This window comes from Halalkalibacter wakoensis JCM 9140 (assembly GCF_000513095.1).
Taxonomy (GTDB): Bacteria; Bacillota; Bacilli; order Bacillales; family Bacillaceae_D; genus Halalkalibacter; species Halalkalibacter wakoensis.
Window position 1 is genome coordinate 1 of the sequence record NZ_BAUT01000098.1, and the last position, 13,037, is coordinate 13,037.

Here is a 13,037-nt window from a genome sequence, read left to right on the forward strand (position 1 = left end):
GCGGGAGCAGTGACCCACGTGTGAGACCCCGCAGGCGTCAGCCGAGGAGGCTCACCGGGCACCCGCGGAAAGCGTAGTGTCATTCCCCTGCGGCAGTTAGGCACTTTTTCAGTGGCCTCCTTCTATTTCCGGCAGGAGTCAAGCGCCTTCCGCTTCATTACACTTAGTTTTCATCAATATTGAATACCAACAATTCTTGATAAAAGAGAAAAGACTTAAAAAGCAGTTGTTTGCTTTTTAAGCCTTTTTGTTTTTATTTTGTGTTGGGATGGTGATGTGAAAGGTGGTGCCTTTGCCTAGGGCACTATCGACTTCAATTTTCCCACCTATTTTATTAATTGTATTATAAACCATTACCATTCCTAGTCCCGTTCCTTCTTTTTTCGTTGAATAATACGGTTTCCCCATTTGTAGAACTTGCTCTCTCGACATTCCTATTCCGTTATCTTTTATTTGAATGACGATTTCTTTGCCTTTTTCAAATACCTCTATGAAAAGTGTGCCCCCCATTCCTTTCATCGACTCAATTCCGTTTTTATAAAGATTAATGAGACATTGCTGAATTTGGTTTTTATCATAATGATTGTAAAGTGTATTTTCAAAACGGTAATGCAAGGTGACTTGATGAAGACTTGCAAACGGCTCCATGACACTATTTACATATTCGGACTCTTCTTTTAAGTTAGAGTAAACCATGTTCTCGGCTTGCGGCTTGGCCAAAGAAAGGAAATCGGAAACAATTCGTTCCGCACGATTCAGCTCTTTTAATGACAAATGAATATATCTTTTTTGCTCATCATTTAAGCCTTTTGATTGATCTAATAGTTGCAAAAATCCATTCGTAACCGTTAACGGGTTGCGAATTTCATGAGAAACACTAGCGGCTAGCTCACTGATTACCATTGATCGTTCAGAGTTTAAATAATGTTCTCTCCTGCGAATATTAGCCAAAATCTTTTCAAGCAATACGATAATAATGAATGTTCCTATTACATGAATCAGGATAACATTGCTTACGATCTCCCAAAATTCTTGAGTTAAACGTGAATAAAACGTTGTGAGTGTAAAGAGGAAAAATGTCATCGTAAAAAAAGACATCCCAACAGCAATCAGTATTCTCCTTTTCACGGGTTGACGAAGAAAAGTTTTAGACCAAAACGGAATGAGCATTAAAATAATGGTAGAAAATTCGAGTGAGACAATAAACCCTTCTGTACCTATAAAAAACCGATAGACATTCAACACTGCATATAAAGGGAGAGCAATTTTAAATCCTCCATATAAGGAAGCAACGATAAATGGAATATATCTTAAATCAAATATGAAACCTAAATCCAGTTTTATCGGATAGGTCATACACAATATCATCGAGCATACTGAAAAGAGAAACACAAAAAACGTTTGGTTATGTACTTGTTTTCTTCCTTCAAAAAAGACTAAATACACAATTACAGGTATGAGAAGAAACAAAAAATTGATTAACAAATTTTCAGTCAAAGAAAACGCCCTCTCCAATTAAAAAGTTACGCTTTCTTTATCTAACTATTTCTCCTTATAAAAATCAATCATTCTCTAAAAATTGAACACTATTTTCAATTAATTAGATGATTATGCTATTTTCTTCACTGCTTCTTCCTTGCCTATTTTCCGAAAAACAAAATAAAAGTACGTTGAACCGATCACATACAAAACAGCTGTTATTGTAAATACATAAGCATAGCCATAATAAGCACCATATACAACAACAATGGACGTTGAAACAGGCCCCATGATAGCCCAGCCTAGTTGGAATACCATTTGTCCTGCAGAATTGGCTAATCCTTTCATCGAATCATCCACCACCCTCATAATTAATGCTATTTGAATAGGGTTTCCAGCATTCATCAGCGCTTGTCGAAACAAAAAACCGACAACCGCTAACCAGAGAGTTTCCGTGTAGGCGGTTATTAATAAAAAAGGAAGAGATGCTAGCTGCAACATCACAACAGCTTTCACTTCTCCAACTCTCTTAACAACAGATGGACCGATCATGAAAGCAATAGCTGTCATCGCTTGACCTAGAGAGAGGATAATCCCAACAAGAGACGTACTAATCTCAAAGCGATCACTAAAATATAAGTTCAAGTATGGAATCACAAGCCCAGACCCAAAGCCAATAAGTAAATTTGCTACCGCAAATAATCCAATCCATTTCAGACTAGAGCGATGCTCCGTGAACAACTTGCCAATTGAACTGGCTCCCGTTTTTTGCACTCGCTTTTTTTGTTGCTCATTAATTTTAAAAATTGGAATAAGAGCATTGAAAAAGATCACGGCTCCAATGAGTAACGTGACTCTGACACTCTCTAACATCGTTAAGGAAAAGACAAGATGAAACAAGTCTGTAAGCGTTCCGCCTAAAGCATTTCCAATGACATTGGCAACCATTATTAAAGCAAAATTAAAGCTAAACAAATGAACTCGCTCTTTTTCTGTCGAGTTCTCAGCCAAAAGTGGAATGGAGGAAACTTGAATAAAAGCCATAAATAGCCCCGTTGCAAAAGCGGTTATGATTAACGCATGTTCTCCTATAAAAATAGCCCGAAGCAACAGACTGGTCGCAGCAAAAATAGCCCCTATCAAAATAATCTTCTTCCTGCCAACTTTATCGCTTATTAATCCAGCCGGTAAAAGAGCTATTGCACTTGCCATCGCCTGCATCGCAATGACACGTCCATTCATATGCTCATTAAAACCTAATTCTCTTATGTAATAATTGTAAATAACCATAAATATGCCCATACCAATATTCGCTAGTACAGAAGCGAGTAAAAATAAACGTACATTTCGGTTGTATGATTTCAACTGCTGATTCCACTCTCGAAAAAACATCCCCATTACAGACACCTATTCCTTATTATTTCGACTCACTAAATAATCATAGGGGAATTCGTCAAAAAAGAAAAGAGGCTAATTGAAAAAAGCTGACTATGAGAATACTCTCACAGTCAGCTTAAGAAGCTACACTAGCACCAGCCTTCATCGCAGCCTTCGACGTACGATTTGACTTCATTTGGGTTTTCTTCCTCGTAGCGATACACTTTGTCTTCTTCAAATTCAAAGCCTTCAGCCATTTCATGCTGAAACCCTTGATTTGTTTCAATGACTTTCCCAACTTGTGCATCACCAATATACAAATTCATGTGTCCATTTTCATATTTCCCTTTTACTTTCCCTGTTACATCAACTCGAACGAGACTCATGAATGTACCCTCCTTATACAGAAGTTACTTTTATAGTACCGTGATCAAGCAGTTGAACACATGGGGAAAAGATGAAATGGAGGTAGTTGGTGAGAATGGGATCGAGGACGTAATATGATAACGCGTGACGCTTTTTTGGTGGACAGAGGATCCGTTATTTTAGCCAAAATCGCCTATTTAATGACGTTGGCGGACACCAGATCCATTACTAGTTGATTTCTCATGGAAAACCATTGAAAAAACCATGAATAACGGAACGTGAGTCCTCGAAAGCTGCAAAAACATTGTTTTTGTCACAAATAACGGAACCTGAGTCCGCTGGTAAAGGAATCAGTGCTTCGACTAATTAACCAAAGGAAGGTCGCCTTTGCTCCGTAATACTGCAATCCCACTTGCACTGGCTCCGCTCGTCGTGCGTGGTTTGAGGAGATCACTCAAACCACTTAAAACATTACGACGGCTTCGCTCAGTGCTTCGACTAATTAACCAAAGGAAGGTCGCCTTTGGTTAATTAGTCTTCTTTAATCATTTCTTCGTATTGTTCTGGTGTCATGAGTTTTTCGATTTGGCTTGTGTCGCTTGGTTCGATGACGATCATCCATGCTTTTTCGTATGGAGATTCGTTGACGAATTCAGGTGAGTCGTCTAAGTCTTCGTTGATTTCAACGACTTTTCCGCTTACTGGAGCGTATAGCTCTGAAACGGTTTTAACGGATTCGACACTTCCGAATGGCTCGTTCATTTCGATTTCGTCGCCAACTTCTGGTAGTTCAACGAAAACGATATCGCCAAGTTCTGATTGAGCAAAGTTCGTAATTCCGATACGTACTTTATCTCCTTCTACTTTCACCCATTCGTGCTCTTCTGAATACTTTAGATCATTTGGTAAACTGCTCATTTTACTTACCTCCATTAAATACGAGTTTTCTATATTATACCTGCTTAACCATCTAAAAAAAAGACTAGCTCCATGTTTCCTCAAATTGTTCTTCTTTAAACCCTACCGTAACCTTTGTGCCATCCGTTGTAATAGGTCTTTTAATAAGCATGCCGTCAGAAGCTAATAACGTTAACGCTTCCTCTTCACTCATATCCTTCAACTTGTCTTTTAAACCAAGTTCACGGTACTTTTGACCACTTGTGTTAAAGAATTTTTTTAGCTCTAGTCCACTTTTTTCAAGAAGATCTTGCAGTTCTTCTTTTGTTGGAGGCTGTTCTACAATATGTATTGCGTTCACTTCTATTCCTTTATCAGCAAACCATTTTTTCGCTTTTCGGCATGTCCCACATTTCGGATACTCGTAGAAAGTAATCGCCATTTTTCTCCCTCCTTCCCTTGTTTTATTTTTTAGATTTGTTCTATCTTCACTCTTGAATATAGCATAGCCATGATGAAAGAAGGAAGTGCCAATTCAAATGGGTTCTTCCTTCTTTTCTTATTATTCATCCTCTTCTGCTTGTTCACACTGTTCTAGCTTAATAATTTGTTCCGTATCCCATGTTGTTTGCAATGCATCGTGAACCGAGGTTTCCGCAGATTCATTTTGTTCTTCTACTCCAGTTAAAGGGGCCGTATAGCTGATTTTTTCTTTTTTATTCAAAGGAGTTCCTCCTCATCTTCGTAGTACTATTTAGGTTGCACGTTTTCAAAAAGATTCATGTGCTGTGGCGAGTAAATCGAAAAATCGGCTACTAACTGTTAGTAAAACCTTATTCCCACTCGTAAACTTCCGCAAACATTGACAAAGAAGCCCCATTTACTTGAGGCTTCTTTGTACTGAGAGGAGAATGCTCCATTGAAAGGAGTTTATATTATTTTTGAGAGAGATGAACCTCTCAAAATGAGTAACAATTAAACGACATACCTTTTTTCTTCTAATACAGCGCTTGCAATTTCACGTTTTTTAGCAATCACATTGATCGGTGTGTGACGTGTTAATTTGCGAAGTACGCCAAGCAATGTACGGAGTTTATCTCCATCTTCCATTGCCACTAACGATTCTTTCGCATGTGCTTCAATACGGTTAAATGCTTCTTGGCAATACACTTGAGTCATGAGAAGCTTCTGATTCGCACTTGCTACACCTGATTTCGCGATCGCTTTTTCTGTACGAAGAATCGCGGATTCCATTGAATAAACTTCACTTACAATGTCAGCTACATTCGCTAACTGTTCTTGTTCATGCTGAAGTTTTTCCGCGTATTTTTGTGCTCCGTTTCCTGCAACCATTAAGAAAATTTTCTTCGCCATGCCAAGCAAATATTTTTCTTGCTCAAGTGGTTCATCACCAATTTCCTGCGGCATGAGCATCATGATTTCCTCTTGAAGGGCAGTTGCTTTTTGTAAAAGCGGAAGCTCACCTTTCATCGCTTTTCGCATGATCGTCCCTGGAACCAACAAGCGATTGATTTCATTTGTTCCTTCAAAAATACGGTTGATTCTCGAATCACGGTACATTCTTTCCACTTCGTATTCTGCCATAAAGCCGTATCCACCGTGAATTTGGACGGCTTCATCGACGACATAATCAAGCGTCTCGGAACCAACAACTTTGTTAAGTGAACATTCGATCGCATATTCAGCAATGGCTTTCGCAACAGCACGGCCATCTTTTTGCTCCTCATCGGACAAACCACCTAAGCGTTCTTCAAACAGTCCCCCTGTGCGGTAAATCGAGCTTTCGGCTGCATAGATCGCTGTCGCCATGCTCGCTAGTTTTTCTTGAATAAGCGTAAACTTCCCAATTGGTGTTTTGAATTGTTTGCGCTCGTTAGCATACGTAGCGGCTAATTCAAGAGCACGTTTTGCACTACCTGCACACCCAACACCAAGCTTATAGCGACCGACATTTAAAATGTTAAATGCGATAACGTGTCCTTTGCCTATTTCTCCAAGCACATTGTCGACTGGTACGAGGGCATCTTCTAAAATTAATGTTCTTGTTGAAGAACCTTTAATCCCCATTTTCTTTTCTTCTGGTCCAGTTGATACTCCTTCAAAATCTTTTTCGACGATGAAAGCCGTGAACTGCTCGCCGTCAATTTTTGCGTAAACAACGAATACGTCAGCAAATGCAGAGTTTGTGATCCATTGTTTTTCTCCATTTAAGACGTAATGTGTCCCAGCTTCATTTAAGACTGCTGTTGTTTTAGCTCCAAGCGCGTCTGAACCTGAACTTGGTTCTGTTAAGGCATAGGCTGCTAGCTTCGCACCTGATGCAAGATCCGGCAAGTATTTTTGTTTTTGCTCATGGTTGCCAAAGAAAACAATTGGCAGTGACCCGATTCCAACGTGCGCACCATGACTTAGCCCGAATGCGCCGCCACGAACGAACTTTTCTGAAATAAGAGAGGAACTAATTTTATCTAGCCCTAGCCCACCATATTCTTCTGGTACATCTGCTCCTAGTAGTCCAAGCTCGCCTGCTTCTTTTAATAAACGAACGGTATGATCAAATTGATGTTCTTCAATTTTCTCTAATACGGGTTCGACTTCATTAATCACGAACTCTTCCGTTGTTTTTCCAATCATGTTATGTTCATCTGTAAAATCCTCCGGTGTGAACATGTTTTCGGCTTCAAGATCCTCAACTAAAAAGCTTCCGCCCTTTACTACTTTATCTTCTGTATGACTCATATTCCATTCCTCCCTATTTATCCAATTAGTTCAAAAACTCCAGCGGCTCCCATTCCACCACCAATACACATTGTGACAATACCAAATTGTTCATTTCTTCTGATCATTTCATGCATAAGAGAAAGTGTTAGTTTCGTTCCTGTACACCCTAATGGATGACCAAGAGCTATCGCTCCTCCATTCACATTTACTTTGTTATGATCAATGTTTAGTTCACGGATTACTTGAAGAGCCTGTGAAGCAAATGCCTCATTTAATTCAAACAAACCAATATCAGCTAGCTCTAATCCGGCTAATTGCAAAGCTTTCGGAATCGCCTCAATTGGTCCGATACCCATAACTTCAGGTGCCACCCCTGCTACTGCAAACGATCTAAATTTTAAGATAGGCTTCAAGCCTTGCGCTTGTGCTTCTTCGCGGTCCATGACTAAAACAGATGCCGCGCCGTCACTCATTTGCGATGCATTCCCAGCGGTTACACTTCCTTTTGGATGAAAAGCTGGACGAAGCTTTGCTAATCCTTCTACTGTCGTTTCCGTTCTGACCCCTTCATCCGTATCAAATTGGATCTGTTTCTCTTTTAGTTTGTTGTCAGCTCCAACGGAACGTAGCGTTACGTCAACTGGAACAATTTCGTCTTTAAAATGTCCGCATTCAATTGCTGCAGCTGCGCGCTTATGACTCTCAACCGCAAAGGCATCTTGATCCGCACGAGAAACCCCATACCTGTTTGCCACTTCCTCGGCGGTGTAGCCCATGCCCATATAATATTCTGGCTGTTCTTCGACAAGCGTTGGATTCGGAGCAATCACATGGCCCGCCATCGGAATCATGCTCATTGATTCAGCCCCACCAGCAATGATTGCTTTTGATTGACCAAGCATAATCCGCTCAGCTCCGTAAGCAATGCTCTGCAACCCAGATGAGCAATAACGATTAATCGTAATCGCGGGAACCGTATTCGGAAGCCCAGCTAACACCGATATATTTCGGGCCATATTCATTCCTTGCTCTGCCTCTGGTGTCGCGCACCCAATAATGACATCCTCGACAAGCGATGGATCAAAGCCCCCTGCTCTTTTTAACGTTTCACGAACAGTTAACGCCCCTAAATCATCTGGTCTAACACTGGCTAACGTCCCTTTTTTCGCCTTTCCAACTGGCGTACGTGCACCAGATACAATGACCGCTTCTCTCATTGCTATCGCCTCCTATCTAGTTACGAAGTGGTTTCCCTTTTGTTAACATGTATTGCATCCGTTGTTGTGATTTTGGTTCAGCCACTAAACTCAAGAATGCTTCACGTTCAAGATCGAGTAAATATTGTTCATCAACAAGCGTTCCTTTTGCGACTCTACCACCAGCAAGCAAGAATGCTAGTTTCTTTGCAATTTTTAAATCATGGTCCGAAATCATTCCGCCAAACTTCATCGTTTGTGCGCCAAGTAGCATCGTTGCATAGCCCGTTTCTCCAACAACCGGGATTTTTGCTCGCTCTGGAGGACGATAGCCTTTTTCTGCTAAGTGAAGCACTTCGCTTTTGGCTCGGTCAATGAGAAAATCACTGTTTATAACAATGCCATCACGAGCACCTAAAAATCCATGCTCGACGGCTTCTTGAGCAGACGTTGAGACCTTCGCCATTGCAATCGTTTCAAACGTTTTATTCGCGACAGCTTGAAGATCCTTGCCATCTGAATTTTGTAAATTACGAAGATAGAGCTCTTTGTTTCCGCCACCACCTGGTACGAGTCCAACGCCTACTTCAACAAGTCCCATATACGTTTCAAGAGATGCTTGAATGCTTGCAGAAGGCAAACAAATTTCTGTTCCTCCACCTAATGTCATTCCAAACGGCGCTGTGACGACAGGCTTCTCGGAATAACGAATGTTCGCCATTGCTTGTTGGAATTGACGAACGACCAGGTCAATTTCAAAGAAATTATCATCTTGTGCTTCCATTAAAATAAGCATCAGATTGGCACCAACACAGAAGTTTTTTCCTTGATTGTTGATGACTAGCCCTTTGTAGTTCGTCTCTACTTCTTTGATCGATTTGTTGATCATCTGAATGACATCTGCACCAATCGAGTTATTAGGCGAATGGAATTCTAAAAGAGCAACGTCCTCACCAATATCTATTAAAGAAGCTCCTGAATTTTTAAAGACAACGTTTGTTGGCTTTAATGATTTTAAGTTAACAATTTTCTCATGAATGCTTTTTGGTTCGAGCGTTCCGTTATGATAGAACGTATTGGCTTCATAGAAACTTTCTTGACCGGACTCAAGCATGTCTTTTACCCAGGAAGGAACGGTTTCACCTTCCGCTTCCATCTTCTCAACGGATTTCGCGACACCAAGGGCATCCCATGTTTCAAACGGACCAAGTTCCCATCCGAAACCCCACTTCATCGCGTCATCAATGGCCGAAATGTCATTGGCGATTTCATATGCTTTTTCTGCCGAGTATAAAAGAGCAGGTTTGAGTAAATTCCATACGAGTTGACCAGCTCGGTCATTGGCATACGCCATTGTTTTTAGCTTATCAGGCAATTTTTTTGCTTGTTTTGCTTGTTCAATTGATGGTGCCTTAAGTTTTTTCCGTTCTTGATATTCCAGTGTTTGTGGGTCAACTTCAAGGATCTCTTTCCCTTGTTTCAAATAAAACCCTTGCCCACTTTTGCTGCCTAACCAGCCTTTTTCAGCCATTTCTTTCATAAAAGAAGGTGGGTCAAACGTTTCTTTTTCCACACCATCGGCCACATCATAAACGTTTTTGGCAACATGCAAAAACGTATCCAAACCGACAACATCAAGTGTTCGAAAAGTTGCGCTTTTTGGTCTTCCGAGCAATGGACCTGTTACCGAATCCACTTCTCCAACCGAATAACCTCCTTGGATCATTTCATTCACGGTAACCAAAAGACCATAGGTCCCAATCCGATTAGCGATGAAATTTGGCGTGTCTTTACATTCCACAACACCTTTTCCAAGTACCTCTTCGGCAAACGCTTTCATAAATGAGAGAACTTCTTGACTTGTTTGCTCAGTTGGAATGACTTCCAATAGTTTTAAATATCTTGGCGGGTTAAAAAAGTGAGTTCCAAGGAAATGTTTTTGAAAGTCCTCGGATAATCCTTCCGACATTGCTTGTATAGAAATACCTGATGTATTTGAACTTACAATTGTTCCAGGTTTACGAACTTGATCAATTCGAGAAAACAACTGCTTTTTAATGGCTAAATTTTCAACAATGACTTCAATGATCCAGTCCACTTCTTTTAATCGTTCTAGATCATCTTCAAGGTTTCCGGCTTCTATGTAAGAAGCTTTCGTTTTTGACGATAAGGGCGCCGGCTTTTGCTTCTTTAGCTTTTGAATGGCTAAAGTACTTAAGCGATTGCGAACGGAATAATCCTCTAATGTAAGTCCTTTTGCTTCCTCATCCGCTGTCAATTTCGTTGGAACAATGTCAAGTAGCAATGATGGTATTCCAACGTTAGCTAAATGAGCCGCAATTCCTGACCCCATCACTCCAGAGCCAATAACAGCCACTTTCCTAATTTGCGTAGTCATACTTTTCCCCCTTTTTCGAACGTAACGAATGAATACTCATTCATTTTTATCCCAAAAAAATAACGACTGGTATGTCTGTTCTAAAATCATCATACCGAATGTTCTGTTATAACGCAAGAGATAATTCCGAAATTTTTCAAAAAGGATCAACCCACTTTAACCCTTTACTAAACTAAATAACAGAATAAGGCATTGGAGCCTACTTGTTCATGACATATTTAGGGGGTGTTTTTTCTACACTAAAAAGGTATCCGATTATGGGTACCGCAACTTCCAAAGGAGGGGTATGAGATGGATCAAATGCAGGGAATGCAGAACCAACAACAACCTAGTGGAATGCAAAATCAAATGGGTGGACAGCAACAACAAATGACTTATCAAACACCACCTCCAATCATTACAACGAAAGATCATCTTTATTTAAACGATATGCTTTCTTGGAACTTACTTGCTATGAAGAAGGCTCATTTCTTTGCTGAACAATGTCAAGACCAAGAAATTAAATCAGTTCTTGAAAAAACAGGTCAAATGCATCAACGCCATTACCAAAAAATTCTTAGTCACTTGCAAACACAACAGCAGCAGTCAATTCCAATGCAATAACGTGATTCTTTAAATAGCTATAGAATCTAGGGAGGTAATCTGCATGAATCAGCAATCAAAAAAAATCCAAAACCCGGAAATGCAAGTTCCAAAAACTCCACAAATGAACGAGCGTGACTATATCAATGATATTTTGTCATGTGCAAAAATGATGACAAACAATTATAGCGTTGCTTTAAATGAAATGAGTAACGATAAGTTGTATCAAGATGTTTCCCAAATTTTTAACGAAACACAAAACTGCCAGCGCGAACTGTATAATACAATGTTCCGCAAAGGCTTTTACGGGTTAGAAGCAGAAGACCAGCAAAAGCTTGATCAATCTCACCAACAATTTGCTGGATATAGCTCTCAATTTCCGTACCAACAGTAATTGGATAAAAGCACGATAAGGTCCTACTCCTTATCGTGCTTTCCCACTAGTTTTCCTCCATTTGTTCACTAACCTTTTTGGTCAGTTGATCTAAGTCATAACCTAATTGTGCTAACGCATGAGCAATTTCATTTAACGTTTCAATTGAGGCTAATTGCTGTTCAGAAGCTCCAGCAATGTCTTCCGTTTTTGACTGGGTATCTTCTGTAATCTTCGTCATTTCTGTAACAAACTTTCCAACTTCATTCGATTGAGTGGAAATTTCATTGGATGATTGAATCACATCCGATAATTGAATATCCACATTCGAAGTTGCTTCAACAATTTTTTCAAACATTTCTTTCACGGACAAGATCGACTCTTTCCCAGTCAGAACCTCACTTTGACTCGTATTCATCACCTTTACAGCGCTAGCCGTTTCTGATTGAATTTCCTTGATGATTGTGTCAATCTCGGATGTTGCTTTTTCTGTTTGTACAGCCAACTTGCGAACCTCTTCGGCGACAACCGAAAAGCCTTTACCATGCTCACCTGCTCTGGCTGCTTCGATTGAAGCATTCAAAGCAAGCATGTTTGTCTGGCTTGAAATATCCGTTATGGTTGTGACAATTTTGCCAATCTGTTTTGATCTTGTTTCAAGCCCGTTTATGACATCTGCCATTTCGGTCATTAAATCATAAATGGAATTCATTTGACTTGATGATTGCTCAATGACTTTTCGACCAGTCGTCGCTTCTTCTGACGTTTTTGTGGAAGACTCTTTTACTGTCGCAGTATTTGTTACAATGGTTTTCATTTTTTCATTCATTTTTTCAATCATCGTTTCACTTTGCTCCGCATGAGCCAATTGTTGCTGTGCTCCAGCTGCCATATTTTGAATTGCTATGGCAATTTCTTTACTCACTTGTTCGGATTCTTCAGAGCCATTTTGCATTTGGCGAACGGTTTCCAGTACTTGTTTTGACGTTTTCGTCAACTGTTGTAAAACAAGCTCTGCCCGCTTTTCTTCCGCTTCTTTTTCATTGTTCAGTTTCATAAAGTGATTATTTTTTAATTGAATGACCAAAATAGCAGCTGCACTCATAAGGATGAGGAAGACTGCATGAATCATTAATAACGAAAAAAGATACTCTTCCGTCCCACATAACAATTGCGGGAAGAAAAAATACCCTGCAAAATGTTGGACAGCAAAAATGATCGTACTAATTAGAATAAGCTTGATCGAGTCAAAAAAGATAATAAAGGCAAGAACCATAAAAATGGAGAAATGATATTCAACTAAGCCATCTCCACCTGCAATGATCGAGATGCTCGCAAACGTTAGCGTTAACGTAATAAAGAGTGGCAGCAAGCTGTGTTTTCCGTTCTTGTATAAGGTAAAACTAACGATAATAAGAACAATCGGGATTAAAAAAAAGATATTTTGTAACCATTGAAGCCCAGTTGATAAGGATTCCGTTCCTTGTAGCAAAACATAAAGATCTAAAAAGCCAAAAACTCTGTGCAGTAGATGCACGAAAATAGATAAAAGTACAACTAAACCAGCAATACCCTAACATAATTCCATTTTTATTTGTCAACATCATATCCTTCCTCCTAAAGGTTT

Annotated in this window: 12 protein-coding genes; 2 read left to right on the forward strand and 10 right to left on the reverse strand. The window is 39.9% G+C overall.

Features of this window, described 5'->3' with window-relative positions; genetic code table 11:
* Positions 1-237: 237 nt before the first annotated feature.
* From JCM9140_RS20315 to JCM9140_RS20350, 9 genes are all read right to left on the reverse strand, one after another.
* The gene (locus JCM9140_RS20315; protein ID WP_235715422.1) at positions 238-1,446 is read right to left on the reverse strand and encodes an ATP-binding protein; all 1,209 of its coding nucleotides are present in this window, start codon (positions 1,444-1,446) and stop codon (positions 238-240) included.
* A 162-nt stretch (positions 1,447-1,608) separates the two neighbouring features.
* Positions 1,609-2,877 carry an MFS transporter gene (locus JCM9140_RS20320; protein ID WP_034750970.1) on the reverse strand — a complete coding sequence of 423 codons (1,269 nt, stop codon included), beginning with the start codon at positions 2,875-2,877 and terminating at the stop codon, positions 1,609-1,611.
* A gap of 128 nt (positions 2,878-3,005) precedes the next feature.
* Positions 3,006-3,242 carry a YusG family protein gene (locus JCM9140_RS20325; RefSeq protein WP_034750973.1) on the reverse strand — a complete coding sequence of 79 codons (237 nt, stop codon included), beginning with the start codon at positions 3,240-3,242 and terminating at the stop codon, positions 3,006-3,008.
* A 511-nt stretch (positions 3,243-3,753) separates the two neighbouring features.
* Positions 3,754-4,140 (reverse strand): glycine cleavage system protein GcvH, encoded by a 387-nt coding sequence (gene gcvH / locus JCM9140_RS20330; RefSeq protein WP_034750976.1) that lies wholly within the window; start codon positions 4,138-4,140, stop codon positions 3,754-3,756.
* 64 nt (positions 4,141-4,204) lie between these two features.
* Entirely contained in the window at positions 4,205-4,561 is a 357-nt protein-coding gene (locus JCM9140_RS20335; RefSeq protein ID WP_034750978.1) for an arsenate reductase family protein, read from the reverse strand.
* 120 nt (positions 4,562-4,681) lie between these two features.
* Positions 4,682-4,843: a hypothetical protein gene (locus tag JCM9140_RS24025; protein ID WP_156314943.1), complete on the reverse strand. Its 162-nt coding sequence runs from the start codon at positions 4,841-4,843 to the stop codon at positions 4,682-4,684.
* 251 nt (positions 4,844-5,094) lie between these two features.
* Positions 5,095-6,879 (reverse strand): acyl-CoA dehydrogenase FadE, encoded by a 1,785-nt coding sequence (locus JCM9140_RS20340; protein ID WP_034750980.1) that lies wholly within the window; start codon positions 6,877-6,879, stop codon positions 5,095-5,097.
* A gap of 17 nt (positions 6,880-6,896) precedes the next feature.
* A complete protein-coding gene (locus JCM9140_RS20345; protein WP_034750981.1) occupies positions 6,897-8,078 on the reverse strand; it encodes an acetyl-CoA C-acetyltransferase in 1,182 nt (393 codons plus the stop codon).
* 16 nt (positions 8,079-8,094) lie between these two features.
* Positions 8,095-10,455 carry a 3-hydroxyacyl-CoA dehydrogenase/enoyl-CoA hydratase family protein gene (locus JCM9140_RS20350; RefSeq protein WP_034750983.1) on the reverse strand — a complete coding sequence of 787 codons (2,361 nt, stop codon included), beginning with the start codon at positions 10,453-10,455 and terminating at the stop codon, positions 8,095-8,097.
* 336 nt (positions 10,456-10,791) lie between these two features.
* On the opposite strand from JCM9140_RS20350, the gene JCM9140_RS20355 reads away from it, so the two are divergent.
* Positions 10,792-11,058 (forward strand): hypothetical protein, encoded by a 267-nt coding sequence (locus JCM9140_RS20355; protein ID WP_034750988.1) that lies wholly within the window; start codon positions 10,792-10,794, stop codon positions 11,056-11,058.
* Positions 11,059-11,101: 43 nt separating this feature from the next.
* Positions 11,102-11,431 carry a spore coat protein gene (locus JCM9140_RS20360; RefSeq protein ID WP_034750985.1) on the forward strand — a complete coding sequence of 110 codons (330 nt, stop codon included), beginning with the start codon at positions 11,102-11,104 and terminating at the stop codon, positions 11,429-11,431.
* A gap of 46 nt (positions 11,432-11,477) precedes the next feature.
* Here JCM9140_RS20360 and JCM9140_RS20365 read toward each other — a convergent pair whose 3' ends face one another.
* Positions 11,478-12,902, reverse strand: coding sequence for a methyl-accepting chemotaxis protein (locus JCM9140_RS20365; protein ID WP_156314944.1), 1,425 nt, complete (start codon positions 12,900-12,902; stop codon positions 11,478-11,480).
* Between the last annotated feature and the right edge of the window lie 135 nt (positions 12,903-13,037).